Genomic DNA, 26,269 nt, shown 5'->3' on the forward strand with positions numbered 1-26,269 from the left:
TTCTGGTAAATAAAGCCTATTTTAGTCATGAAGTCTAAAACGAGCGCATACGATGTTCTGTTGACTTGAAAGTAAGGGAGGTGCGTGAAGGCATGATGAAATACTTGAGGAAACTATTGCCTTCACTAAGTTTTAGTGACAGAGTATTTGCTCGTTTGAAGCTATATCGAAAAATGAGAGGTGGGGTATGGTACAAAGTTTCTGATCGTGTCGCTCCGAAGAAAAGCACATGGATGAGAAAATTAGAAAATCCAGAAGCGTATTATGTATGGAAAAGAGAAGGACATTAGAGCTATTACAAAGACGCCGAATTCAACGGCGTCTTTGCTTATATACGACACAATATGACAATTAACGGGTGGTGACAGGCACCACCTGCCTATTGCAACCATCCATACAATACGTTACTCAATGGTTCGAGTATGAAATTCACGATCGTAAGCGGGGTTGGGATATGGATGTGAAGTTTATTTAGAACTAAGAAAGTAAAACTGATACATAGAAGGATGCTATATACCCAAAGGTCTTTCAATTGCTTTTTCTTTCGTAATTTGGCTGCTTCCATAACGGTAACTAGAATCGAGGCTACACCGACAGCGATAATAAACCACATCGTTTTACTCACCATCCTTTCTTTGAACAGAATCGGTGATGTTTCCGGTACGTTGAATGGTGGCGTGGATGGTGTAATCCACTTCGACGTTTTTAAATTCCTCATTCCAATGATTTTTCAACATTCGCCACTGATCTGGATGTTCGCGATGAATGAGGGCACCAAAACCTAAGATGTCACTGTTGAATTTATCTTGACTTGCAGAAACAGCTGACTCCATTTTAGATTGAATGTCTTTTTCGACCATTGCTTCAAACTTTCTTATTGTCTGTGGATTGGTAATATCAATGTCGCATTCCACATCTCCTACGTTTCCATCTACACGCACGATTGCATCGATATGAGGAGTGTTATTCTCTAAGCTTGCTTTTAAAGATGTTTTTGTTCTAATGACTTCAATACCTGTACTACTGTTGGAACAAGGAACATTGACAATGGTACTCGTGACATTGTCTGTAAAATAATTAAACCCTTTACTTTCATCCTCATTAAACCAGCCGATTAATTTATCATTTTTAAAAACACCAATATGATCAATTTGAACAGTTGTAGGAGGCTCTGTTTTTTCAAGACTTCTACTATCTTTTCCTAGATCAGGATTACCTTTAATAAAAATCCCAGTAAGGACGGCTTCATTCCCATCGGTAGAAAGTTTATACATAAGTTCGTCTAATTTAACGGTATGAGTTGGCGCCCAGTTTCTTTCAGACATATAAAAGGAGGAAACGATCTTATTGGACGAAATTTTATCCATAGGCGTTAGAATATTTAGGAGTTGATCAGCGAGCGTGTCTTTTGCGATAACAAGAAGGAAGTCCGTTCTCATCTCGTGGTCTCTCGAAAGAAAATCAAGAGGCTGGACAATGCCACTTTTCGCTGCTTCTTCCCCAAACACCACGATTTGAACATGAGAAAAATAAACCTTTCGAGGTGCTTGTACGGTTAATCTCCGAAAAGCTTCAAATAGCGTTTCTCCAGAAGAACGATATGTTGTCGTAGCCGTCCGATTTGTTGGGCTATCTGAGGCGATTTCTCCTGGATTAATGATTTGAACGGTCAGCAAGTAACCCTCATCGCTTTTGTCAATTCCGATGGCTGTAGCAATCGCTATTTCGTTAAGCTCTTTACTACTCCAACAGCTTGTTAACAGAAATAAACATGTTAACAAAGTCGCAAGTCGATATACGTAAGCTGTCATGTCCATGATCACCTTCTCATTATCCTAAAATTAATCTGATTCTGGTTTTGGTGGAGGAGTGATATTTCTTGTTTCATCGCCTTTGCTAATGAAGGAAGGGCGTGTTCGTAGTTTCCATAGCGGCGCACGTAGAATACTATCTTTTTGGTCTTTCGGGATAATAGGCGCCATAGGAGACATATATGGCACGCCAAATGAGCGCAAACTGCATAAGTGAAGGACCATTGCGATAATACCGATGATGATCCCAAATAAACCAAATGTAGCTGCAAGCAACATGAACGGAAAGCGAAGCACTCGAAGAGAAATGGCTAAGTTAAATGAAGGCATAACAAAGCTACTAATAGCTGTGATTGAGACGACGATTACCATTGCAGAAGAAACGATACCTGCTTCAACTGCAGCTTGTCCAAGAACTAGTGCGCCAACAATAGATATAGCAGAGCCAACTGCGCGAGGCATACGAATACCTGCTTCACGTAACACCTCAAAGGTAAGTTCCATTAACAAAGCTTCTATGAGTGCTGGAAAAGGCGTCCCTTCTCGCTGTGCCGCTAAGCTAATGAGAAGGGAGGTAGGAAGCATCTCTTGATGAAAGGTTGTTACAGCAATATAAGCTGAAGGTGTTAACAAAGCAAGGAAAAAGGAGATATATCGCAATAGACGAACCATTACGCTAATATCAAAACGTTGATAGTAATCTTCACTTGATTGAAAGAATTGAACAAATAAAGTTGGAACAAGAAGGACAAATGGTGTTCCGTCAACTATTATGGCCACTCTGCCTTCTAATATGCCAGCTGCAATCGTATCAGGTCGTTCAGAGTTGAAAATCGTTGGGAAGGGAGTGTAGGTATTATCCTGAATATATTCCTCAATATAGGCACTTTCCAAAATGCTATCAGTATCAATTTTCGTTAACCGTTCGCGCACTTCTTTCAAGATACTTTCATCAACAACGCCTTTTAAATAAACGAGGGCAACATCTGTTTTGGTCTTATGGCCGATGGGGTTCGTTTCGATCCAAAGAGAGGGATCTTTGATTTTTCGTCTAAGCAGCGCGGTGTTCGTTCGAATTGTTTCCGTAAAACCATCTTTCGGCCCTCTAATGACAGTTTGGGAAGTGGGTTCATTAACGTCGCGATCCTTCCAGTTTCTTGAACCAATAGCAAATCCTTTAGACTCACCTTGAATAAGTATGATTGTATCTCCAGAAAGGAGATGATCATATAAGGGTTGAAAACGATGAATCTCTGTTAATTCACAGGCAGCAAGAGAGAAATGCTTTAGGATCTCATAAAAGCTAGCATGTTGTATGACGTTCATCGCTATATCCGTTTTTCGAATATCGAGCATCAATGGATCAATGACGCTTTCCTGGACCATTACTTTGTCTGCAAGTCCATCAATAAAAATGACAGCGATAAGTTTTGTCTCATCTGTACCAGAATGAATCTCTCTAATCGTTAAATCAGAACTTTCTCCTAGCATTTTCTTTATGTTCACTATGTTTTTTTGAAGATCCAGGCTAATGTCTTTAGAAGTACTATCGGTGGAAGAGTCCTTTTCATTACGTTTTTTGGTTTCCCTTAATCGCCTTATGCGTTTCATCACAAATCTCCCACATTATTTTCTTCATAAGTAGGTTTTCACATCGAATGGTTTTTATCCACCTCAACGTCATAAATCGATATGGGCATAAAACTGAGCGAAAATTCCCCTATTATGCATAAACGGCTCCGAAAGATGCATACTACTTTTGTATAAATATGTAAAAATGTTTTTGCTATGGTAAGTAGCGTATCTTTATCCAAAATAAACATGATGATACGAAACACATACCGTTATGAATTAGGAGAATAACAATGAACATTGTCCTCATTATCACGCTACTGTTTTTTGTTTTTTGGAAAGGCGATTGGAGAAATTGGGAAAAATACTATCCTAGTATGCTTTATATTGCTTTAGCAGCAACCGTTTATGAAACGATATCGTATGAAGAATTTCATCTTTGGGAGTTTAAAAAAGACATTTTCTTTAGTAAATTTAATGTTCATTTACTACATAACCTCGTTGTTAATCCTTTAGTTGTTCTACTTTATCTGTCTAATTATCCAATGCGAAAAAGAAGGTTTCTATACAATGTGAAATGGATTTCAGGATTTTGGCTTGTGGAATGTATAGCTTCTAAAGCTGAGATGATTACTTATCACAATGGATGGAACCTGGCATGGTCACTATTATTTATTATTGTGATGTTTCCGATGGTGCACCTTCATCACCGGAACAAAACGATTGCACTTCCATTATCGATAGGCATCTCGATGCTTCTATTAGTCATTTTTCATTATGTTTAGTCGATAAGAGAGAAGTAAAACAATAAGGTTCCAGCTATCAAAAGGAGCGTCTGAGCGATGGCAAAGGAAATCATTAATACGCGTCAATTCTCATGGTTAGTTGCCTTATACATAATTGGAAGCTCCATCTTAATTATTCCTGCGGGTCTAGCTGCTGTAGCAAAACAAGATGCGTGGATTTCAGCGATCGTTTCAATTGGAGTCGGAACAATGCTCGTTGTTTTTTATGGGTATTTTATGAAGAAATTTCCTGATATGACGATTGTGGAAGCGAGTGAGAAAGTACTCGGCAAATGGATTGGTCAGATTGCATCGCTTTTATTTTTCACCTTTCTCTTTCTTCTTGCAGCTCTTGTCCTCAGAAATATTGGAGACTTTTTAACGACCCAAATCTTGATTGAAACGCCGCTATATATTATTTTCACCATCTTTATGATCGTCGTTATTATGGGCGCAAGTCTGGGGATAGAAACCATTGCAAGAGCATGTGAAATCTTTTTCCCTTGGATTTTCTGTCTGCTCATTTTGCTAACCGTTCTCCTAGTGCCTGAAATGCAGTTTGAAGCGATTAAACCGATAATGGAAAACGGTGTTAAGCCAATTATCAAGGCTTCTATTCCCTTTATTGGTTTGCCATTTCTCGAATTAGTTGCCTTTCTGATGATCTATCGACACGTAGACAAACATAATAAATTGAGCATTTCATTCTTAAAAGGAACTGCGATGGGTAGCGTCGTTTTGTTTGTTATTATTTGTGCCACAATCCTTGTATTAGGAGCGGATTTCACAGCAAGATATACGTATCCTACGTATATTCTTGCAAAGAAAATTAGCATCGGGAAAATCGTCGAACGAATTGAAGTCATCGTGGCGATTGTTTGGATGCTTTCTATTTATTTTAAGTTAGTTCTTTTGTTCTACACCTCAGCACGTTCGTTAACGCATATCTTTCGCGTTCAAAACTATCGACTGCTGTTATTTCCTCTTGGAATAGGGAGCTTGGTTTTAGCACAAATTAGTTATCCTGACATTATTTATATGCAGGATTTTGTATCGAAAACATGGACCCTTTATGCATCGATCTATGGAGTTGGATTCCCCATGTTATTAATTCTAGTTGCAAAAGGTAGAAAGTTGATTTAATAGAACGAATTGGAGAAGAGCGTGCTAGCCTTAGTGTAGGTTTACCGTTGGTTCTTTACCATCTCCGTCCTAAAAGAGATAAGACCTATATACTCTCTGCAGGTGGTACCTTTAGGTATCGCCTGTTCTCTTTTTTACTATGGAGAAAAAGGTAATGATAATGGAATAATATGGTTGGTGATTAGCGAACAACTCATAATTAAATGTTGGTAAAGTTAAATGTTTGTATCTAAGAGTCATCTTACGACTATTTTTGAATGGAAAATCGACTTTTAAGGGGACGAAAGAGAGATTAGTTACATATAAAGAACAATAAGCAATGCTACAATCACGATTTTTCGCACTTACTGACTCAAGGATGTCACAGCATCTTGGAAGAAGGAGGATATCATTCATGGATGCTTATCAAATGATTACGTTCATTAAGGAACTTGAAAGATTAAAGGATACGACAAGAACTGCCTACATGAGAAGCGGTCGACGAGAGAGCGTGGCCGAACATTCCTGGAGGCTCGCAATGTTTGCTTTTGCTTTAAGCGATCAGTTTCCAGAGCTTGATACAAAACGAGTACTGATTATGTGCCTTGTTCACGATCTTGGAGAAGCATATGACGGGGATATCTCTGCTACGGTTCAAGTCGATCAAAAGGAGAAAGTACTAAAGGAAGAAGAGGCCGTTCAGCGTCTCACATCATCTCTTAGTGATAAGGGGAAAAATGACATTCTTACAATTTGTCAGGAGTATAATAGAGGCTCAACGAAAGAAGCTAAGTTTGTAAAAGCACTCGATAAAATGGAGACGATTATACAACATACCCAGGGCACGAATCCCCCTGGTTTTGACTATGAATTTAACCTTACTTATGGGAAAGAGTATGTGAAGGATCACGGTATAATGAAATCCATACGTGAAGAAATTGATAAAGCAACGATAATGAAAATGAATGAGGAAGCATGAGCTAATAAAGGTAGGGATGGGATTAGGTGAAAATAAGTTTAATACGACATGGAAAATCGGCCTGCGATTTTTCGAACCGGTTAACTAGTGAGGCTTATTGCCAATGGGTTAGTCAATATAATAGAGAAGGCATATGTGATGAAGCTCCGAAACATGTTCAAGCTATTTTACAACAAGCACCGTTAGTATTAACGAGTGACTTGCCGAGGTCTCTAGAATCAGCGCAGCAGGCAAGTACGATTCAAAGCGATCCCATCTTCCGAGAACTGGAACTCCCCTTTTACAACATACGCTTCCTAAAGATCAAACCTCAAATGTGGACAGTCTTTTATCGGTTTCTTTGGTTTATTGGTTTATCAAACCAAGCAGAAATTCGAAAGGAAGCGAGAAAGCGTGCCAAGTTAGCCGCTGATGTTTTAGAGGAATGTGCAATGGCAAAGGAATCTCTCGTTTTAGTTGGGCATGGCTTTTTCAATCGCTTTATTGGACGGGAGTTAGAGAAGCGAAGCTGGAAGTTACAGGGAGATAAAGCCTCAGCCAATTGGGCTTGTGTTACGTATTGGAAAGAATAGAACGAATCATTTCACTTTTTATTTTTTGCTCGGATTTTACTATGTTGAAATATTTTCAGCAATGTTGTGTGCTTCAATAAACACTGTGTAGCTAATATAATATGCGAGGTTATAAGATTACTAGTTACATGAAGTGATGAATCAAATAATAATTCGCAAGAAAGAGACGCTATCTTAGCAAAATGTAATTGGTCAATTATTAAATTAAATCTGCTAGTTTATAAAGGGTTTTCATAAAATAGAGGGGTTGTCAAAAAGAAAAAAGCAGGTAAAATGGACGCAAGGTTAAAGAAAACATTCGTTTTGCATCATAGAAAAGCATGCGAAACATATCATGGAAGTATAGAAAACAAACTGTTCCATACAGGAACTATTACAAGCTGGAAAGGGGAAAGAAACCATGAATCGTTCAGTGGTCTGTCCATGTGAGGGAGTTATCGAGAAAGTATTCGTCAAACATGCATCTCGAGTATATGAGTGGGAGCCAATGTTTGTCATTCGCAATGGACAGGGCAATACCGAGAAAATTACGCTTGGAGTAAGCGGGGAAATTTCTGAACTTCATGTGAAGGAGAATGATCGCGTAACTGGCGGTTACATTCTTGCCTCAATGAAAGAAGATGATTTTGTAACAGGAAGCGACTGATGCTCGCTCATAGCTGAGCACTGTGCTTGATGATCATAGAAGGAGCGAGATCTGACGCAAGCATGTTACGGTTTACCGTAGCGCTTGCGTCTTTCGTTTTTTTGATCCGATATGAGAATAATATCCAACTTATCCATATAATACTTTGTTGATCAAACTTTCTTATTTGTTTCTAACGAATATGTCTTGCAGGATGACTCTTTTTTTAGTAAAGTACACATATATTACACCCGAGATGGACAAATGTTTTTGTATGGAGGACACTATGAAGAAAATTGGACTGTTGCCACGTATTCTTATTGCCATTGCCCTTGGAATTGTTATTGGAGCTTATTTCCCTGAATGGACCGTACGATTATTTGCTACATTCAATGGGATTTTTGGAAACTTTCTAGGTTTCGCGATTCCTCTCATTATTATTGGATTTATTGCACCGGGAATTGGTGAAATTGGGAAGGGTGCAGGGAAGTTAATTGGGGTTACAACGTCAGTTGCGTACCTTTCTACGTTTCTAGCTGGTTTGCTAGCTTTCTTTGCTGCACGAAATTTATATCCTTTATTCCTTGAAACCGGGGGAGCCGCTTCAGAGATGGCGAATCCTGAAGAATCGTTATTAAAGCCTTTCTTCGAGGTTGAGATTCCTCCTATGATGGGCGTTATGACGGCACTCGTTCTAGCGTTTACACTTGGACTTGGCATGGCTGCGATGAAGGGGAATATGCTAAAAGGGGTTATGATTGAGTTTAGAACAATCGTTGAGAAAGTGATTAGCTACGTCATTATTCCATTACTACCGCTTCATATTCTTGGCATTTTCGCAAACATGACAAGTGCTGGACAAGTCCAAACAATCTTAAGTGTTTTTGCCAAAGTGTTCGTCATGATTATTCTTCTTCATATGACAATGCTTTTGATTCAATATAGCATTACTGGTGCAGCGACATCTCGTAATCCTTTTAAGCTTCTGAAAGGAATGATGCCAGCGTATTTTACAGCGCTCGGTACTCAGTCTTCAGCGTCTACTATTCCAGTCACGCTAAGACAAACGAAAAGGAATGGTGTACGAGAGAAAATTGCTGATTTCAGCGTTCCGCTCCTTGCGACTATTCACCTTTCCGGAAGCACGATTACGATTGTCTCGTGTGCGATGGCGGTTATGCTTTTGAATGGACAGGAGCCTACATTCGCTGCGATCATTCCATTCATCCTTATGCTTGGGGTTACCATGATTGCGGCGCCTGGTGTACCAGGTGGTGCTGTTATGGCGGCGATCGGACTGTTAGAAACAATGCTTGGATTCGATTCAACGATGATCTCACTAATGATCGCTTTATACCTTGCACAAGATAGCTTTGGTACAGCTTGTAACGTAACAGGTGATGGGGCTTTGTCAGGCCTTGTGGATCGATTAACATCGAAGAAAGCAACTTTGAAAGACACTGCAAAAGCAGGATAACATTTAGGACAGGCAGATGCCTGTCCTTTTTGATGTTCTCTCGCAATCTATTTCGTTCATAATAAGCCACCATTGCTGTAAGGTTTGTTTGAGAAAAAGGATTCTCCTATTATCCTCTCGAAATGAAAGTAGTTGGAGGAGGAGAGGAATATGAAATATACGATTTTGGAACAAAACAAAGGAAGTTGGAATAAAGTTGCTCATCATTTTAACGGGGTAGATGCGTTACCTGCGTATGGCCCTTTTGCTCAAACGGAGAACGAGCTCCAGCTATTTGATCAGCTTGAGAAAAGTAAAGTACTTGAGGTTGGGTATGGTAGTGGGCATTCATTACGGTATATGGCGAATAATGGAGCAGAAGAACTGTGGGGCGTCGATTTATCTGAAGAACAAAAACATAAGGCTGAGGAAACGTTATCAGGTTTATCCCCCAATCTTTTTTGTGCGCCAATGGAAGAAGAGATTGGCCTTCCTAAAAACTATTTTGATCATGTATTTTCTATTTATGCGATTGGATGGACAACAGATCTAAGGAAAACTTTCGCATTGATTTACTCTTACTTAAAAGAGGGAGGAAGCTTTGTTTTTAGCTGGGATCATCCTTTATATGTTCATTTGAAAAGTAAAGAAGGAGCAGTGACACTTAACGGTTCTTATCAAAATGAAGGCCTTCATACATTTGAAGACTTCAAAGGTGAAGGCGTCACCATGACGATCCATAAACGGAAAATGTCCACTTACATAAATGAATTAATCCAGGCGGGGTTTACGATAAAAACGGTGATTGAAAGTGATGTTTCTTCTTCTATGTCTGAGGAAGACATAACTGTTTCAGATCGATATTATTCTTTGTACAAAGCAAAGAAATTTCCAACTACGATGATTATTAAAGCGGTTAAATAAGTTAGTAAGCTCTGGATTTTGAGGGAGATATTATAGTTTTTCTATCGAATGATATGGAACTTATTGTAAGCTGATCCGTACTTTAAGAGAAGCGTTTCTTTCGAAGCAGAAGCCACTATCTCTTAGAGGGTGTGATTAATCTGGTTGTAAAATTCTTTTTTTGCATGGGCTTTTTAATAGTAGCTGTTTCAGTAGCAGGAGCGTTAAGTAAGATTTCTGCGTTCATTGAAAAACATTTGTTAAGTAAACTTGGCTCTTTTAACCGGTATGGGTTGCTTCTCGTTGTTACGCTACTGTTTGAGAGTGGATTAGTGGCCGCCATATCGGTCATGAGCGGCTGGAATTTCATCGATTCATGGTTCGTAGGAAGTATTTTGCTTATAGCTATTATTTGGCTACCCGCTTATTTTAGACCCTTTCAAGAAAACGCAAGTCGCACTGTTGGAAAGTTTCATAGTGGTTTTGAATCAGGTGCGGTTGCCATACATAGGGGAGGATCACGTCATCCCTTTTTTGTTGAAACACTTCTTTTTACGACGGTTGGACTCTTTGTTTCTTTCGGATATTATTTTCCATATTTCATTTAACGAAACGAGCACTCTTTGAAAGCAGATAAGTAGAGATGATTACCTTAATAAGTGTAGGAAACACCTATAAAAAAGGTGCTTAAGAAGTGAAATGGACCGTCATAACAAATAATAGGAGCTGAGTGATTGTTGAAATATTCTCTTTGTATCGGTGCTTACCCTGGTAAAGATGTGATTACTCATTTGGAGAAAGTGAAAGAACACGGCTTTCATGGACTCGAATATTATGATTGGACAGAGCTCGATCTAAAAGAAGTGGCTAAAGCACAACGTCGTATTGGGGTTGGAATTACAGCAACATGTACAAGGTCTTTCAATCTAGTTAATCCTGAAATGAGTGAGCTTTTTCTTAGTGGACTAACTGAAACAATTGAAGCATGCAAAAGGCTTGGAACAACTTCAATAATTACACAAACGGGGAACGTTATGATCGATGCGCCAATTAAGATGCAACAAGATGCCATGATTGATACTCTTAAGCGGAGTGCAGCGCTATGTGAAGAGTCTGGAATGGTGCTTGAAGTAGAACCTTTAAATGGCCTTGTTGATCACGAAGGGCACTTTCTTCAATATTCAGATCAAGCGATCTCGATCATCGATCAAGTTGATAGTCCTCATGTAAAGCTTCTTTTCGACGTTTATCATCAGCAAATTACGGAAGGGAATGTGATTCGAAACGCGACGAACTATCGGAATCGTATCCATCACTATCATATCGCTGATAACCCTGGGCGAAATCAGCCAGGGACAGGTGAGTTAAATTATACGAACATCTTAAAAGCAATTAAAGAGACAGGGTTTGATGGTTTTGTTGGATTGGAATGCGGCTACACGATAGAAACGGATCGAGCTTTAGCGGAATTTAGAGAGACCATTTTAGAGCACGTTGAATAGTGGTTAGAAATCATAAAGAGCTACAAAAACCAGTGTTCCACTGGGAGTTGTAGCTCTTTATGGTATTATCCATTTAGTTTTCGTAATCCGTGAAGGTCGAGTAGACCAAATCCTACTTTCGAGAATATCGGAAGAACGATAAAGGCTAGAGTATCAATAATGCCTGCAGTTACGCCAACTCCTGATGACCCGAAAAACCATGCGGTAGGGTAAAGAACCCAAAAAGATGTTAAGTAAATCGCTACTCGCTTATAATGCTTTGCAAGTTGCTCGTTTGAACCATCCGCTATTTTCTTGAGCGGTCCCCATATAATGACTAATATGATGACGAGAGCAACTAGTCCCATTGTGTACCAAACATATTTTAGTGATTCAGATGAAAAATCTGCAATGAGACCAGTTAAAATCATGAATACATCAGCTGCAATCAAAGAAGCGATGAGTGTGCGATTGATTTTACTTTGGTAGAACATAGCAGTTAAGGCAAGTGATAGTAGTAAGAGAGGAGTCGAGACGACCCAATCTAAATAGCGTGCAAAATAAATCGTTTTTTCCGGTCTTTCTAATATTCCTTGCCCTAAAGCAATCGATAAATAAGCGACCCCAGACCATCCTGTGATTAGAATGGCAACAACATATTCATACAAGGGAACGCCTTTTGGGTTTCGACTTAGGAGATAAAAATAAATGGCGCTTGAGATCATGACGATAAAATAAAAAATGTGTAGCGAAATATCAATTGAATTCATGGTTTCACCTCTATATTCTTAACGTGATATCCATTATTGGCTTTGGGAAAGAATTTATTCATTATTAATAGAGTAATTATGGAATTTTGTTACTAAATACAAAGACTAGTTATATTGAAACAATCAAATAGGTAGACGGATTAAGGAGAACATTTTAAGATGGAAGTATTGAGTGATAAAGGAGTTACGATATGAATTTCGTTGCACTAGATTTTGAAACGGCTAATTCGCAAAGAGGAAGCGTTTGTTCCATTGGTCTCGTAGAATACGAGAATGGGGAGCTTATTCGAGAGTACTATCGATTGGTGAGACCAAAACAAAATTATTTTGCAGGCATTAACATTAGCATTCATGGGATTACAGAAGAGGACGTAGCCGACGCGCCTGAGTTCGACGTTCTATGGAAAGAGGAAATTCGTGAGTTAGTAGAGGGGAAATTCCTTATCGCGCATAACGCTCAATTTGATATGAGCGTCTTACGCGCTGTTCTCGATCAATATAGCCTACCTTACCCGATACTTGCTTATAACTGTACGGTGAATTTATCGAAAAAAACGTGGACATTACCCCGATATAAATTAAATGTTGTGTCTGATTACCTTGGGATCGATCTTGATCATCACCACGCGCTGGATGATGCACGTGCTTCGGCTCTGATTTTCTTGAAAGCGGCAGAGACATTAAATGCAAGCGATGTAAATGAACTCGTGGAGAGAACAGGTACGGCAAACGGTGTGTTGTTCGATAATGGGTATGAACCAGCAAAGTTAAATAAAAAACGAGTGACAAAGAAAACCCCATCACCAAAAATTCGCTAACGAATTTGGTGATGGGGTTTTCTAACCTATTTTACTTCTGCAATCGTTTAGAAGAAGTGAATGAGGAAGGATAATGTATCAAGCTCTCTCGCCAAATCAATTTGCTGTAGGTGAACGTTGGCGGGAAGTTGCAAGTAGGCCGAAGAAAAATTCATTATCCCAATAATTCCTGTCTCAGATAGTTTTTCAGAAATTAACTGTGCTGAAGCGGCAGGAATAGCGAGAATAGCAACGGTGACGGTGGGGGTTAAGCGGTCATACATTTCATCGATATGATAGACCGGAACACCAGCAATCGTTTTGCCTACTATTTTTGGGTTATTATCAAACGCCATTTTGATTTTAGGAGTCGACTTTCGTAAATGGTTATAGTGAAGAAGTGCTGTCCCAAGGCGACCGGCGCCAATTAGCGCAGCTTCAGGTTCAGTATTCTCGTTCACGATCAGGTGAAGGTGGTTGACTAACTTTTTCACTTCATATCCAGCCCCTTTTCGTCCTGGGGCTTTTATCTTAGAAAAATCTCTCCTTACAAGATCTGATTTATAATTAAGTGCATTTCCAATCTCTACAGATGAAATCGATTTTTGTCCCGATTTCTTAACGCTTTTTAAGTAAGAGAGGTAGAGTGGGAGCCGCTTAATGGTTGCATTTGGAAGCTTATTCTCTTCCTTTTTCATAACATTACCTCCGTCAAACTAATACGCTTTCCCTTCTATTATAATCTTAATCTAGCAAAGTGCAATTTGGAAAATAATCCAAAAGAACTAGAGGGGATAACGTGCAATAAAAAAGTTAAGTTAATCCCCAAAAAAAATCGGCCAATTAGGCCGATTTGATAGCAGCTTTATTCATTAAGTTCTTTTTTACATAAATACCAGTCGATGCATTCGAGATCATCGTCATTTTCACGTTGCTTCATTGCTTCCTGTGTCTTAGGAGGAGAAACGAGCACTTTATCTCCTGGTTCCCAGTTTGCAGGAGTTGGTGAACCGTGATCATCGGTTGTTTTCAAAGCTTTAACTAATCGCATGATTTCATTCATATTCCGTCCAGTAGTAAGAGGATAATAGATAACAGCTCGAACAACCTGCTTATCATCTACGACGAATACGGCCCGACTCGTTTCAGTTTGACTTTCATCAGGCATAATCATGCCGTATCGTGTTGCTACGTTGCGATCAAGATCCGCTATTACGGGGAACTCAATTTCGGTGTCAAAGTTTTTCTCGATGTTACGCACCCATGCAAGATGAGAGGAAACGCTATCTACACTGAGTCCAATTAGCTCAACGTCAAGTTTACGCAACTCAGGATAAATTTCCTGAAAAGCGACAAACTCTGTTGTGCATACAGGTGTGAAATCTGCAGGATGGGAAAATAGGACAAACCATTTACCTTTATAATCGTCTAATGAAATCTGTCCGTGAGTTGAGTTTGCGGTAAAATCGGGGGCAGGTGAACCGATCCTTGGAAGCTGGTATGTGACTTCAGTTTGTTGTTCTGACATCTCAAAACATCCTCCTTCAATTTGAATCTATGAATGGTGTTCCCTTCTCATTTTGAAATAAACAGTCGATTTTGTGACAATTGTTAAAATTAGTCTTTTTCTTATAGAAAGGAAAAGATAGAATGAGAGAAGTAAATGATTCCAAATTATGAGAGGGGAGTAAGAAGATGCAAATCGAATTTCTTGGCACTGGTGGCGCTATGGCGATCCCGCGCCCACTCTGTCAATGTGACGTATGCAAGGAAGCAAGAGAAAAGGGACTTCCTTACAGTAGATCTGGTCCAAGCGTGTTTATTCATGGGCCCAATGTTTTGATTGATACACCTGAAGATAGTTATATGCAGTTAAATCGATCACGTATTTCAAACATTGATGGCGTTTTTTATTCCCATTGGCACCCCGACCATGTGATGGGGAGACGAGTACTCGAATCAGTGAATGCCGATTGGATTAATCATCCTGCAAAAGGAACAACGACGGACGTTTATCTTCCAGAACAAGTAGCCATCGATTTTCAGACAAGATTAGGTACAGCTGAGCATCTAACTTTCTTTGAAAGTCAGAAGTACATATCGCTTCATGAACTGAGTGATGGAGAAAAGGTGAGTCTTAATGGGATAACGATTACACCGTTTCGGCTTTCGGAGGACTATGTTTATGCCTTTTTGTTTGAGGGGGAGGGCAAACGTATTCTCATTGCGCCTGACGAGTTATTTGGTTGGGAGCCACCGGAGCTTGGGGAATTGGATCTTGCGGTGCTGCCTACAGGTGTATGCGAATTTCATCCGATTACTGGGGAGCGCCAAATAAACGCTGATCACCCTGTACTCAAAGAAGAAGCAACGTTTCGTCAGACGCTTGAAATCATTGAGAAGCTTCAAGTGAAAGAAGTCTTCCTAACACATATCGAAGAACCCGATCAATTAAGCTTTGATGATCTAAAACAAGTGGAGAGCACCATTCTACAAAACAAGAAGATATCCTTTGCATTCGATACGTTAATCGTTGATCTCACGTAAACACCATAGATGTCCAGTTTAGAATGAAAGACAAAAGGGAAACAGTTTTCTAGAAATGAGGTGAGCGTATGGAAATGTCATTTGGCTTTATTGTAAATGTGGTTATCGCCATTTTCTTATTTATAGATGCTAAAAAACAAGATAAGAGTTCCTTCTTTTGGGCCATTATCGGTTTGATATTTGGACCAATCGTACTTGGGATTTATTTCATTCAAACAGGTAGAAAAGGAATCGGTTGGCTTATCGTTGTTCTTGCGGTGATCTGGTATATTATCGCCATCGTCTTTGGCATCCTGGCCGGAATTATTGGCCTCTTGTTTTAGTACGAACCTGAAGCCTTTGCTTCAGGTTTTTACATGAATTGGGATATTCTTTGAAAGTAATAATAGAAAAACGAGTGAGATATGTCTTAAACAATAGAGCACTTTCGGTGGATGGGCGTCATGGTGTAGAGAAGAAAGTGTAGTACACATTCACCTATCAGTAAGTTCTCGAGGGGGAAGTAATGGATGAGGAAGCAAAAGTGATCGATTGGATCACTTCCGAAGTCGAAACAGAATCATGCACCATGCAGGATTATCCAGTGTATCATTGGGGTAAACGAGTCATCGATCGAAGCGGAGATTATCTCATTGTTTACTTCCATCCGTTGCTTGAAAAAGTAGTCTATACATTCAAAGGCGTGGAGGATTGCTTTTTTATTGCTCATTGATAGGAGTATGTTTTTTGATGAAGAAGAGGTTGATTCCTTGAACGAAAAGGGGAGCGCGAATGTTGATTCGCGCTCCCCTTTTCGTTAGTTCGGCATGAGTTGAATGCTTTCTTCAATTTCTTTTGATGAGAGCAGAGAGAGTTGGTTAAGTAATTCAATTTGAAAATCTCCAGGCCTGTTTCCAACAAGATGAGCGGCTTTTTCACTAGCCACTCCATAGAAAGCAAGAACGCCATAGGCTGCGAGCATAGGGTCTGGTTCAACGGCTGCAAATGCCCCAAGCAGGGAGGAGAGAAGACATCCAGTGCCGGTTACTTTCGTTAAAATGGGATGACCATTTCCTAGTCTTATTGAAGTGTTGCCGTCTGAAATGGTATCAATTTCCCCAGTTACAATCACAACACAGCCAAACATCTTGGCAGCTTTTCTAGCAAGAGCTTCGCGATTTCCGTCCCCTTCGATGGAATCAACGCCTTTAATTGACCATGTTTTTCCTGCAACATTAGCGATTTCTGCGGCATTTCCTCGCAAATATTGAACGTCGACTTCTTTTAAAATGCGGCGAGCAGTTGACGTTCGATAAGGAGTAGCACCGGCTCCAACTGGGTCGAGTATAACAGGGGTGTTCAATTCATTTGCTGCTTTTCCTGCGAGTAGCATCGCTTCAACGGTTTCCTTTGTAAGTGTACCAATATTTAAGACGACAGCTCCAGCAATTCTCGCCATATCTGCCGCTTCCTCTCGTGCATACGCCATTACAGGGCTAGCCCCTGCGGCAAGTAAACCATTTGCAGTATAGTTCGTAACAACTGTATTCGTTATATTGTGAACGAGAGGAGAAGTCTCTCTTACTTTTGTAATTAGTTCTGCTGCGTGTTGCTTATCCATGGCGCACACCCTTTCTTGTGAATCAATGATAAGTGGTTTCATTTCCTCATTGTACCAATAAGAGGAAGAAGTGAAAATAAAAAAGAGGGGAATGCTCCCTCATCTTCTATGGTTTTGAATACCGATTCCAGAAGCGCAGAATCCATGAAAATGGAAAAGGCAATCGATAGCCTGCTCTTTCAAGTTGTTTAAGAAGGTTAATAAAGGCACCGCCAACGCGTCGTTTTTGCTTGAGCTTTTCTTCATTTCCTTTCACTGTAATACGATACCCATCTTGAAGACCTTCCACTTTCACTTCAGAGCGTCCGAGCTTTTCTGTTGTTTCCTTCATTACTTTTTCATCCTTCATTTTTACTGCTCCTTTTTTTCCATAGTCGCTTCTCGAAGGTGCCTGCAAGAAGTATGACGAGTAAACTGATTCCTCCAGTAATCATAGTAGGGAGGAGTAACGATTGAATTTCAAAGGCTTCACTAATAAAGAATCCGATTAGACTGAGGCAAAAAAGGATAAATCCATAATGCTTATTCCACAACATGCTTTTTGCTTTAACTTCTCGTTGCTTCATCGATTCTACCCATTTTCGATGTTGGTTGAACTCATCAGACAATCGGTCAAGAGGGTTTTCAATGGAAGTGATTCTCGCATAAAGTTGTTTCAAAATTTTCTTAGGATCATAGCGCTTATCAGTTGATTCTTCCCGGTTGATCCATTCCTGCACAATCGGCTTTCCTTCTTCAATTAAATCAATCTCTGGGTCCAATGTGTACAGAATACCTACAATTGTTGATATCGCTCTTCCTAGAAAAGCGAATTCACTAGGGAGTTGAATGGGCTGTTTATTCACAAGGGTTTGCACTTCTGTCAGCACTTGATCTGCCGTATCTTCATCCATCATCGTTAAATCTTGTTCGACAAATAACGTGACAAGTGTCTGGATAGCTTTCTCAATCTGACGCTTGTCTGAATTAGGAAGAAGAAACCGAAGTTCTTCAAGGGCATCCGTGACATCACGATACTGACTTAGTACGATTCCAGTAATCAGCTTGCGAATCGATAGAGCATCTCTTGCTTCAATATGACCAACCATTCCAAAATCGATAAAAACAACTGTGCTATCTTCTTGGATTAGAATATTCCCTGAATGTGGGTCGGCATGAAATTGTCCCTCTTGAAGAAGCTGTTCAAGATAGCCCTTCAAAAGTTTACGTGCGAGCTCTTGTCGGTTTATGTCCTTTTCTTCAATGTAAGAAAGATTCGTAATCCGCGCGCCTTCCATCCATTCCATGACAAGGACTTTTTTCGTTGACCATTCAGATACGTAATTCGGTACGCGATAACCTGGGCTGTCTTTGTAACGTTCCTGGAAGTGTAGTCCGTTTTTTAGTTCCTTTTTAAAATCGAGTTCATCTTCAATCACGCTTCGAACTTCATCATAAAGTCTACTAAGATCGAGCTGTTTTCCATAAGAAGTGAATGTATCCATTAACCAAAAGACAATTCGGAGCGCTTGAAAGTCAGCTCGTATGATTTTACGGATATTTGGACGACGGATTTTGATAGCAACATCTTCACCTGATTTTAACGTTGCTCTGTATACCTGACCAATAGAGGCAGAAGCAACTGGTCGTTCAGAAAGCTGCTCAATGACATCTTCGTAATCAGATGACCATTCTTCTTCAAGAGTCTTTTTTGCTTTCTCCCAAGAGAAAGAAGGGACGCGGTCAACAAGATCTTCAATTTCTTCAAGAAAAACTCTTGGAAGAATATCAGCTCTTGTAGAGAGGAACTGTCCGAGTTTCACAAGTAATCCTTCAAGACGAATCGCTTTTTCCTTATATTCTCTCGCTTGTTTCTTTAACAGCTTCTGCCAGCGTTCCTGGTCCCATGAATGCTTGCTTTTTCTTCTGAAATGCTCGAGTTGAATGAAGAACTTAACCGACATCCAAACGATCACAATGATCCGATACAGCGAATGATATTTCATATGCGACTCCTACTCCTGAATAAATGGCGTTTAGTGTTTAACATAGCCTATTTTCGTTCATTAGAAACAATTATTACAGCTAAAGAACACATTGAAAATCCCTATCTCTACAAGAGACAGGGATGAGGATTATCTTTCCTATTGCTTCAAAAGATGTTACCTATTAATAAACCTTATTAAATAACTTTGTTAGCTCATTCGAGTGAAATCTTCATTATTTTCGTCTCTTACTGAGCCACTTTTGAATAAGAAAAGCTATGACGGCTGAAACCGCCATGATAATGATCGTCACAAGAAAAGAATTCTCTGCGCTCGTATAGTTTCCAAAACTTGTATAGGAGGGGGATTCGACTAACATTGTTAATATGATCCCCGATAGAAGTTGGAGAAAAAAGAATAATAAAATAAAACTACTTGCAAAATACATATAATTCCTCACTTGAAAAGTTCCTTTCCGTGCTCTAAACAGCATCTTTAATCAAGTTTCTCTTTACATGAGTTCGAATACCCCATTCTATTATAGGGGAGAGGAAATGTTTGTCATATGGTTTTATGAAAAATCTTATATAACGACTAATCTGAGAAGGATTTGTATGCATCCACCAATTTGATGAAATCCTACTGTTTCAAGGCTTAGAAAGAAGGGAACGAACTAAATAGATTTATTATTTCTGTTTTAGGGAGGACGTTGCTGTGAAGCGAGCCATGTTGATTATTAATCCATCTTCAGGGAAAGAAAAAGCGATGAAATATGAAGATGAGGCTGTAGCCATTTTAGAACAAAACCATGTAGACGTGACGGTGAAGTACACCGAAAAAGAGGGAGATGCTGTTCGTTTTGCAAGAGCTGCTTGTGAGAATCACTTTAATACAGTTGTTGCAATGGGAGGAGATGGAACGATTAATGAGGCGGTGAATGGTTTAGCGCGTGAAACAGAACGCCCTGATTTTGGTTTCGTGCCCCTTGGAACAGTGAATGACTTTGCAAGAGCACTCAACATACCGATGCAACCTAAGAAAGCGCTAGAGGTTCTATCTGAGCAGCATACAAAACCGGTTGATATTGGACGTATAAACGATCAATACTTTATGAATGTACTTGCTGTTGGCGCTATTGCAGAAGCTGTATATGACGTTTCAGCTGAGCAAAAATCCAAATTTGGTCCACTGGCTTATTTAATTGAAGGTGGAAAAGCTTTAAAGGATAAAACACCATTCGACTTGAACATTACATACGATGGTAAGCAATGGGATGGGAAAGCTTATTTAATGCTAATTGCGTTAACAAACTCAGTTGGAGGGATACAGTCATTCGCTCAGCATGCAGAGGTGAACGATGGCTACTTTCATGTCTTTATATTAAGAGAGTTTTCTCTACCAAAAGTGTTTAAAATCATACCAGATCTCTTCATTGGAAAGTTGCAAAATAATGCTCAAGTAGAGTATTTTCCAGCCTCGAAATTAAAAGTGGAATCGGGTCATGAACTTGTTGTAAATATCGATGGCGATGAAGGCATTCACCTTCCGTTCGAAGCAGAAGTGATGCATAACGAATTAAATATTTTTGTACCAAAAGAGTAGGGAAACCTACTCTTCTTTAGAGCTTATTAATATGAAAAAGCTTTTCCTCCTAATATTCACCTATCCAATTGCCTTGCTTCTTAATTTACAGCGATGTGAATATGTTAGTTATGATAAGTATGGGGATGAGGTGAAGGAATGGGGCAAAAGGTTTTGTTTTTTGGAGATGTAGGAATCGATGACACGGTCGCGCTTTTATTTGCTTATTTATCAGAAGGTGTGGATGTTATTGGTATTGTAGCTTGCTACGGAAACGTATCAAAAAAACAAACGACCCGTAACGTTCGCTACTTACTTGAAGAAGTTGGCCGAACGGATATCCCTGTAATGGGTGGGGCAGAAAAGCCTATGACTGGAGAGGTGCCGATTTATTATCCTAATGTACATGGACCGGAAGGATTAGGTCCTATTACGCCACCGCCAAATGAAGCTGCCCCTTTAGAGAATTTCTTTCAAGTGATTTCAATAATTGAAGAGTATGACGACCTTGTGATTGTTAATGTTGGGAGGATGACTTCTCTTGCGACGCTCTTCCTCTTGTATCCAGATACGATGAAAGGAATTAAAACATTTTATATAATGGGCGGTGCATTTAACGTACCAGGAAACGTGACGCCGAGTGCAGAAGCTAATTTTTATGCAGATCCAGTTGCGGCAAATATTGTGATGAAATATGCTGAGCATGTTTTTTTATTTCCACTAAATGTGACGGAGCATGCGATTGTAACGCCGGGAATGGTTAATTATGTTCATGCAAAAGGGAAGGCGCCTCTTATTAAGCCACTTTTAGATTACTATTATGAGGAATTTTATAAGAAAATGGTTCCAGACATTGAAGGTAGTCCTGTTCACGATGCGCTTACGTTAATGGGGGTTGAAAAGAAGGACATTTGCACATTCTACCGCACTCGCGTAGCAGTAGAAATTACCGGAGAAGCCCGGGGCCTTAGTATTGGTGATTTTAGGAAATCCTTTGAACAAGATGAATTTGATGGAAGACCCATTCATTCAGTCGCAATATCAATGAACTATTTTGCTTTCTACCAATTATTTATGAGTACGATGACCGGAGAAACTTTCTAGAGATCTGAAACATTTCCTTGTGTTCTTTCGTAAATGGTGTAGGATAGTCTTAAAAATGAGATTTCTCTCAAACAAAGATTATACCTCTTGTGTACCTAAGCTATTATATATACTTGGTTTCTATTGCGATCCAGGCGGTTCACCCTTATACCATGCCATCTGTTGCGAATAGGTGTAAAGATAGAGATCGCGTAACAAATGCGAGAAATGAAGAGGGTGTTGTCATTTGAATGACATTGGAAGAATGGTTCAGCAAATTGAGATATCTGGAACAGAGGTTCTTCGAAAACCAGAAGAGCTGAAGCTAATCGGTAGAGGTAGAAGTGCAGTCGTATTTAGAATACCTAATGAACAAAAGGTTCTTAAGGTTTTCTATCCTGACTGTGCTCATCTTGCTATGCAGGAAGCTTCGATTTATCAAGTACTTCAAGAAAATAACCACTTTCCTTTTTATTATGAGGGAGGAGAGGGGTATGTGGTTTTAGAATACTTGGACGGCATTACATTCTACGAGTGCTTAAGACGAGGGATTATCATCACTGATGATATGCTACTGCAGGTGGATGTGGCGCTCCAGTATGCCCGTTCTAAAGGGTTGAATCCTTCCGATACACATCTCCAAAATGTGATGCTTCTCTCGAATGGAGAAGTTCGCGTCATCGATGTTGTTCGCTTCCGTCAATCAAAGGAGTGTACGCACTGGGATGACTTAAAGATGGCCTATGATCGCTACTACCGACGTCGCTTCTTTCCGAAGAAATACCCCGTTTGGTTTATCGAGATGATCATTCGTCTCTACCGTAAAGGCTTCATCAAAATGAATGAAAGGAAGTGATGATCGATCATGCAGCAATCACGATTGTTTCGATTTTTTATTTGGCTCCTCCTTATTTTTACAGTGATTTGGGTAGGGAGTAAAATCGAATTTATTTTTCGTCCACTTGTGATACTTGTAACAACTTTAGCATTCCCAATCATCGCTGCAGGGGTGTTTTATTATATTCTTAGACCTGTTATCGCCCTTTTAGAAAAGTGGAAAATTCCTAGACCGCTTGGTATTCTCCTTGTCTATCTTGCCCTTGCTGGTGGTGTGACTGGTTTAGTTCTGAGCATTGGTCCTGTTCTAGTTGATCAATTTAATAGTCTTGTCCAAGGTGCACCGACCCTTATCAATGATCTACAAAAGGCGACCAATGAATGGCAAAGCAACCCATACATAGCGAGAATTCTTCAAAGTGAAATGGTTGATATCCAGGAGTTAACGGATCGTATATCTGGTTCTATCGGAGAAATTAGCTCCTCTTTCGGAAACTACATTTTCTCCATATTAAATGTTGTGACGAATGTATTAGTAGGAATTGTGCTTCTTCCTTTTATTCTGTTTTTTATGTTGAAAGACGGGAAGAAATTGATGCCTTCTTTACTTAGCGTTGTGCCTCGAGCTCATCGAAAAGAAGGGGCGAAAATACTAGAAGACATGGATGATGCGTTAAGTGGCTTTATTCAAGGCCAGCTGATTGTAAGTATCTTTATTGGAACCTTTGTTTACATTTGGTACGTTATTATTGATCTTGATTATGCCTTAATTCTAGCGCTCATTGCCCTGTTCCTTAATGTTGTACCGTTTATCGGTCCTATCATTGGGACGGCACCTGGGGTTATTGTAGGATTAATTCAATCACCGCTTACTGCTCTATGGGTTGTTCTTGGTGTGATCGTAATTCAACAAATAGAAAGTAACCTTGTTTCACCTCTTGTGATGGGAAGAAAACTTGATATCCATCCACTAACGATTATTTTATTACTATTGGTTGCCAGCAGTCTCGCTGGATTCCTAGGACTCATTCTTGCGATTCCAACTTATGCGGTGTTAAAAGTAATCTTTACACATACGTATCGATTAATTAAACTGCAGCAGCGGGGAAAGCATGCAACGAATAAATCATAAAGAAAGAACAGGCACTCCAAATATGGAATGCCTGTTCTTTTTCTTATTCAATGACGCGTATTTTAACATCTTTTCGTCCCCAATTGAGGGCGGCTTGCTGACTTGGAATAAACACATCAATACGATTGTGATTAATATCGCCACCAATGTCTGCAGCAATGGCAGTACCATATCCTTCAACTTCCACAATGGAGCCAAGTGGAATCATATCCGGATCAACGGCGATCACTTTGGCGTCCGGGTATTTGTCTAAATTGATTCCCATCTTAGTCACACCGGAACATCCGGTGCAATCGGCTGTATATGCGGTGCTTTCTGCCGTGAATTCTTTCCCTGCAGCTGAACCTGGTGCAGCCATTTGATCTAACGCTCTACGTGTGGATGGCCCTGCAATCCCATCAGCTGAAAGGCCATTGTCTCGTTGGAATTCCTCTACAATTGTAGCTGTACCTGAACCATAAATCCCATCTGCATCGCTCTCATATCCCGCTTGATTAAGCTGGCTTTGTATATGTATGACTTGTTTTCCAATGTCTCCACGTCTTAGGACTTGAAGGGCCTGTTTTGTTTCTGGTCCTGCAATCCCATCTACTTGGAGATTGCGATTCATCTGAAAATTCTTCACGGCTTTTTCAGTGATCTCTCCGTAATAGCCTGTTGCAGTGTGGTAGGGGAATAGCCCTTTCGTCATAAGATAGTCTTGCAGTTCCTTAACTTCTCCACCTGAGTCGCCTTGTTGGTTGACAGAATCAAATGCTGCAGAAGCAAATGAAGGCGTGGCTACAAAAATGATGCTAGAAATAAGTAGCGCTGCTACGAGTTTCATTTTGTGTTTCATCTTTATTCCTCCTTGAATGATTGTCCTCTACAAGAGACAGCATTCGGAGGAAAAGGAGTCTATTCGACGATTTTGATCAAATACCCGACGATATGATTAGAAAAAGACCAAATTATGGAGCAGAAAGAGTGAAGAAAAGAAGGATGCTGTTTGAAAAGCCCTCGTCAAATTGATCGTTGACTCTTCATCAATAGAGATGGAAAATAGAATAGTTAGTGAAATCGGTTCTTTCAGAAAGGAGATACATTTCTAGTGAAAGCTCTTGAAAGAAAATGGATTCATCTTATCAATATTATTCTTGGAGTCATTATTGTTCCATACTCTATTTTAGAACTCCTCGGTGTTTTAAAGTTAGTTGAAAATAATAACTATCTGTTCGTTCCAATCGGATTATTTGTTCTTTGGATCGTTCTTTATATCCTCCAAATTAAGAAGAAAAACACTCTTCTTGTTATGAGTGCCATCTTTCTCAATGTGTTCTATTTGTTTTTCATTATCCCTCAATTGTTATATTAGAAAATTTTCTGGATTCTTCAAACCCATGAATACTTTTCTGAACATCGGGTATTGTACTAAAGTGGTCATAAAGACTAACAAGTACTTAGAAGATAAAGGAGAGGAATTCATATGACTAAAGTATTAATGGTCGTAACAAATCATACAGAAATCGATTCAGATCACAAAACAGGACTATGGCTTGAGGAGTTCGCTGTCCCTTATAACATCTTCAAGGAAAAAGGGTATGACATCAAAGTCACTTCCATTCAAGGTGGCGAAGTAGAGCTTGATCCAAATAGTATCCCAGAAGAAGATCCGAAAGAATGGGAAGACGCTCAAAACCAACTGAAAAATACAACTAAGGTAACAAAAGAAGATGCAAATAACTTTGACGTTGTCTTTCTACCGGGCGGTCACGGAACGATGTTTGACTTCCCTGATAGCGAAGTTCTTCAACATATCCTTCAGGAACAAGCTGAAGCAGATAAAATTATCGGATCCGTTTGCCACGGTCCAGCAGGACTTGTGAACGTAACTTATAAAGACGGTACACCTCTTGTAAAAGGGAAGAAAGTAAGTGCCTTTACTGATTCTGAAGAGCGAGAAATGGGGCTTGTTGAACAAATGCCATTCTTGCTTGAAACCAAATTACGTGAAAAAGGTGCTAACTTTGAGTTAGGCGAGAACTGGTCAGTTTATACCGTTCGTGACGGTAATTTAATTACAGGACAAAATCCACAATCAAGTGAAAGTGCTGCAAATAAAATTATTGAAGCGATTGAAGGCAAATAAAGAAAAGATAAAATGATTGAGCTTAATGCTTATCATTAACTGATACGAAAGAAGGGGGCGGACCAGTAAAGGTCTGCTCTTTTTCTTTATTACCCTTTCTCTTAAAGAGGAACTGAGTGATAATATGTAGAATGATAGAAGAATAGGATGATGAACTTGAAATTTATTTTATCTCACCCATTTATCAAGGTAATTAGAAAAATGGAACGTACGGAACAGAAAACGCTAGAGCAGGAGCACGATTTAGAACTATATGAAGATCGGATAGTTGTTGGACATAAACATTTTGCGATCAAAGATGTCTTTGATATGTCCTATCGATTTCAATCGACGCTTTATGGTTTTTTATATCTTCATACAAATAGTGGTGTTGAATCATTTATTATCAAAAAGGATCCCACTGTTTTTATTAATGAATATCGCAAGCTTGTGTAAGGAATAGCGTAGCTTCTTAAGAAATAGTTTAGAGAAGGAAGTCAGATTTATTTAGAGAGTAAGGTGATTGAAGAAGGAGGCGAAATAAG

General features: G+C 39.5%; 31 protein-coding genes. 21 read left to right on the forward strand and 10 right to left on the reverse strand.

The genetic code is table 11. The features are described 5' to 3' along the window. The first annotated feature begins 92 nt into the window (after positions 1-92). Entirely contained in the window at positions 93-290 is a 198-nt protein-coding gene (locus tag AC0VYV_RS07575) for a hypothetical protein (protein ID WP_475374714.1), read from the forward strand. Between the two features lie 89 nt (positions 291-379). Here AC0VYV_RS07575 and AC0VYV_RS07580 read toward each other — a convergent pair whose 3' ends face one another. Genes AC0VYV_RS07580 through AC0VYV_RS07590 form a run of 3 tightly spaced genes read right to left on the reverse strand, consistent with a single transcriptional unit; the run spans position 380 to position 3,422 of the window. Next, positions 380-613: a hypothetical protein gene (locus AC0VYV_RS07580; RefSeq protein ID WP_475367055.1), complete on the reverse strand. Its 234-nt coding sequence runs from the start codon at positions 611-613 to the stop codon at positions 380-382. A gap of 4 nt (positions 614-617) precedes the next feature. Then, the gene (locus AC0VYV_RS07585) at positions 618-1,811 is read right to left on the reverse strand and encodes a Ger(x)C family spore germination protein (RefSeq protein WP_475368782.1); all 1,194 of its coding nucleotides are present in this window, start codon (positions 1,809-1,811) and stop codon (positions 618-620) included. A gap of 30 nt (positions 1,812-1,841) precedes the next feature. Further along, the gene (locus AC0VYV_RS07590; protein ID WP_475368783.1) at positions 1,842-3,422 is read right to left on the reverse strand and encodes a spore germination protein; all 1,581 of its coding nucleotides are present in this window, start codon (positions 3,420-3,422) and stop codon (positions 1,842-1,844) included. Between the two features lie 254 nt (positions 3,423-3,676). Between AC0VYV_RS07590 and AC0VYV_RS07595 the strand changes: the two genes are divergently transcribed. The 9 genes from AC0VYV_RS07595 to AC0VYV_RS07635 all read left to right on the forward strand — a co-directional run bounded on the left by AC0VYV_RS07595 (position 3,677) and on the right by AC0VYV_RS07635 (position 11,327). Further along, positions 3,677-4,168 carry a CBO0543 family protein gene (locus tag AC0VYV_RS07595; protein WP_475368784.1) on the forward strand — a complete coding sequence of 164 codons (492 nt, stop codon included), beginning with the start codon at positions 3,677-3,679 and terminating at the stop codon, positions 4,166-4,168. 57 nt (positions 4,169-4,225) lie between these two features. After that, positions 4,226-5,311, forward strand: coding sequence for a GerAB/ArcD/ProY family transporter (locus AC0VYV_RS07600; protein ID WP_475368785.1), 1,086 nt, complete (start codon positions 4,226-4,228; stop codon positions 5,309-5,311). Positions 5,312-5,705: 394 nt separating this feature from the next. Continuing rightward, a complete protein-coding gene (locus AC0VYV_RS07605) occupies positions 5,706-6,269 on the forward strand; it encodes an HD domain-containing protein (protein ID WP_475368786.1) in 564 nt (187 codons plus the stop codon). A gap of 26 nt (positions 6,270-6,295) precedes the next feature. Then, entirely contained in the window at positions 6,296-6,841 is a 546-nt protein-coding gene (locus AC0VYV_RS07610) for a phosphoglycerate mutase family protein (RefSeq protein ID WP_475368787.1), read from the forward strand. 400 nt (positions 6,842-7,241) lie between these two features. Continuing rightward, entirely contained in the window at positions 7,242-7,487 is a 246-nt protein-coding gene (locus AC0VYV_RS07615) for a biotin/lipoyl attachment domain-containing protein (protein WP_226612333.1), read from the forward strand. Between the two features lie 265 nt (positions 7,488-7,752). After that, complete coding sequence (locus AC0VYV_RS07620) at positions 7,753-8,943, forward strand: dicarboxylate/amino acid:cation symporter (RefSeq protein WP_475367061.1); 1,191 nt, start codon at positions 7,753-7,755, stop codon at positions 8,941-8,943. 150 nt (positions 8,944-9,093) lie between these two features. Beyond that, the gene (locus tag AC0VYV_RS07625) at positions 9,094-9,846 is read left to right on the forward strand and encodes a class I SAM-dependent methyltransferase (RefSeq protein ID WP_475367062.1); all 753 of its coding nucleotides are present in this window, start codon (positions 9,094-9,096) and stop codon (positions 9,844-9,846) included. A gap of 131 nt (positions 9,847-9,977) precedes the next feature. Then, on the forward strand, positions 9,978-10,433 hold the full coding sequence (locus AC0VYV_RS07630) for a hypothetical protein (protein WP_475367063.1): 456 nt from the start codon (positions 9,978-9,980) through the stop codon (positions 10,431-10,433). A gap of 126 nt (positions 10,434-10,559) precedes the next feature. Further along, positions 10,560-11,327 (forward strand): TIM barrel protein, encoded by a 768-nt coding sequence (locus AC0VYV_RS07635; protein ID WP_475374715.1) that lies wholly within the window; start codon positions 10,560-10,562, stop codon positions 11,325-11,327. Positions 11,328-11,392: 65 nt separating this feature from the next. Here AC0VYV_RS07635 and AC0VYV_RS07640 read toward each other — a convergent pair whose 3' ends face one another. Then, positions 11,393-12,076 (reverse strand): bacteriorhodopsin, encoded by a 684-nt coding sequence (locus AC0VYV_RS07640; protein WP_430242379.1) that lies wholly within the window; start codon positions 12,074-12,076, stop codon positions 11,393-11,395. A 191-nt stretch (positions 12,077-12,267) separates the two neighbouring features. Here AC0VYV_RS07640 and AC0VYV_RS07645 point away from each other — a divergent pair, with 191 nt between their 5' ends. Beyond that, a complete protein-coding gene (locus AC0VYV_RS07645; RefSeq protein ID WP_475367065.1) occupies positions 12,268-12,894 on the forward strand; it encodes a 3'-5' exonuclease in 627 nt (208 codons plus the stop codon). A 47-nt stretch (positions 12,895-12,941) separates the two neighbouring features. On the opposite strand, the gene AC0VYV_RS07650 is transcribed toward AC0VYV_RS07645, so the two are convergent. Continuing rightward, positions 12,942-13,571, reverse strand: coding sequence for a redox-sensing transcriptional repressor Rex (locus AC0VYV_RS07650; protein ID WP_475374716.1), 630 nt, complete (start codon positions 13,569-13,571; stop codon positions 12,942-12,944). A gap of 167 nt (positions 13,572-13,738) precedes the next feature. Beyond that, entirely contained in the window at positions 13,739-14,401 is a 663-nt protein-coding gene (locus tag AC0VYV_RS07655; protein WP_475374717.1) for a peroxiredoxin, read from the reverse strand. A 167-nt stretch (positions 14,402-14,568) separates the two neighbouring features. Between AC0VYV_RS07655 and AC0VYV_RS07660 the strand changes: the two genes are divergently transcribed. The 3 genes from AC0VYV_RS07660 to AC0VYV_RS07670 all read left to right on the forward strand — a co-directional run bounded on the left by AC0VYV_RS07660 (position 14,569) and on the right by AC0VYV_RS07670 (position 16,132). Beyond that, on the forward strand, positions 14,569-15,420 hold the full coding sequence (locus AC0VYV_RS07660) for an MBL fold metallo-hydrolase (RefSeq protein ID WP_475374718.1): 852 nt from the start codon (positions 14,569-14,571) through the stop codon (positions 15,418-15,420). Between the two features lie 68 nt (positions 15,421-15,488). After that, positions 15,489-15,743 carry a hypothetical protein gene (locus tag AC0VYV_RS07665; RefSeq protein WP_430242369.1) on the forward strand — a complete coding sequence of 85 codons (255 nt, stop codon included), beginning with the start codon at positions 15,489-15,491 and terminating at the stop codon, positions 15,741-15,743. A 182-nt stretch (positions 15,744-15,925) separates the two neighbouring features. Beyond that, a complete protein-coding gene (locus AC0VYV_RS07670) occupies positions 15,926-16,132 on the forward strand; it encodes a hypothetical protein (RefSeq protein WP_194221010.1) in 207 nt (68 codons plus the stop codon). An 84-nt stretch (positions 16,133-16,216) separates the two neighbouring features. Here AC0VYV_RS07670 and thiM read toward each other — a convergent pair whose 3' ends face one another. From thiM to AC0VYV_RS07685, 3 genes are all read right to left on the reverse strand, one after another. After that, complete coding sequence (gene thiM, locus AC0VYV_RS07675) at positions 16,217-17,020, reverse strand: hydroxyethylthiazole kinase (protein ID WP_475367069.1); 804 nt, start codon at positions 17,018-17,020, stop codon at positions 16,217-16,219. 106 nt (positions 17,021-17,126) lie between these two features. Further along, positions 17,127-17,369: a hypothetical protein gene (locus AC0VYV_RS07680; protein WP_475374719.1), complete on the reverse strand. Its 243-nt coding sequence runs from the start codon at positions 17,367-17,369 to the stop codon at positions 17,127-17,129. Continuing rightward, positions 17,359-19,005 carry an ABC1 kinase family protein gene (locus tag AC0VYV_RS07685; RefSeq protein ID WP_475374720.1) on the reverse strand — a complete coding sequence of 549 codons (1,647 nt, stop codon included), beginning with the start codon at positions 19,003-19,005 and terminating at the stop codon, positions 17,359-17,361. Before AC0VYV_RS07685 ends, AC0VYV_RS07680 begins: the two co-directional genes overlap by 11 nt. A 693-nt stretch (positions 19,006-19,698) precedes the next feature. On the opposite strand from AC0VYV_RS07685, the gene AC0VYV_RS07690 reads away from it, so the two are divergent. The 4 genes from AC0VYV_RS07690 (at position 19,699) to AC0VYV_RS07705 (ending at position 23,617) form a co-directional block, all read left to right on the forward strand. After that, complete coding sequence (locus AC0VYV_RS07690) at positions 19,699-20,586, forward strand: diacylglycerol/lipid kinase family protein (RefSeq protein WP_475367072.1); 888 nt, start codon at positions 19,699-19,701, stop codon at positions 20,584-20,586. A gap of 138 nt (positions 20,587-20,724) precedes the next feature. Continuing rightward, positions 20,725-21,669, forward strand: a complete 945-nt coding sequence (locus tag AC0VYV_RS07695; protein WP_475374721.1) for a nucleoside hydrolase — start codon at positions 20,725-20,727, stop codon at positions 21,667-21,669. A 226-nt stretch (positions 21,670-21,895) separates the two neighbouring features. After that, positions 21,896-22,504 (forward strand): serine/threonine protein kinase, encoded by a 609-nt coding sequence (locus AC0VYV_RS07700; RefSeq protein ID WP_475367074.1) that lies wholly within the window; start codon positions 21,896-21,898, stop codon positions 22,502-22,504. Between the two features lie 9 nt (positions 22,505-22,513). Then, positions 22,514-23,617 carry an AI-2E family transporter gene (locus AC0VYV_RS07705; protein ID WP_475367075.1) on the forward strand — a complete coding sequence of 368 codons (1,104 nt, stop codon included), beginning with the start codon at positions 22,514-22,516 and terminating at the stop codon, positions 23,615-23,617. Positions 23,618-23,660: 43 nt separating this feature from the next. Here AC0VYV_RS07705 and AC0VYV_RS07710 read toward each other — a convergent pair whose 3' ends face one another. Next, complete coding sequence (locus AC0VYV_RS07710) at positions 23,661-24,455, reverse strand: peptidoglycan-binding protein (RefSeq protein WP_430242351.1); 795 nt, start codon at positions 24,453-24,455, stop codon at positions 23,661-23,663. A 252-nt stretch (positions 24,456-24,707) separates the two neighbouring features. On the opposite strand from AC0VYV_RS07710, the gene AC0VYV_RS07715 reads away from it, so the two are divergent. The 3 genes from AC0VYV_RS07715 (at position 24,708) to AC0VYV_RS07725 (ending at position 26,180) form a co-directional block, all read left to right on the forward strand. Then, positions 24,708-24,971, forward strand: coding sequence for a hypothetical protein (locus AC0VYV_RS07715; protein WP_475367076.1), 264 nt, complete (start codon positions 24,708-24,710; stop codon positions 24,969-24,971). 111 nt (positions 24,972-25,082) lie between these two features. Next, entirely contained in the window at positions 25,083-25,745 is a 663-nt protein-coding gene (locus AC0VYV_RS07720; RefSeq protein WP_475367077.1) for a type 1 glutamine amidotransferase domain-containing protein, read from the forward strand. Between the two features lie 156 nt (positions 25,746-25,901). Further along, positions 25,902-26,180: a hypothetical protein gene (locus tag AC0VYV_RS07725; RefSeq protein ID WP_226612359.1), complete on the forward strand. Its 279-nt coding sequence runs from the start codon at positions 25,902-25,904 to the stop codon at positions 26,178-26,180. Positions 26,181-26,269 lie beyond the last annotated feature (89 nt).

It is taken from the genome of Anaerobacillus sp. QJM3NY_17 (genome assembly GCF_056173665.1).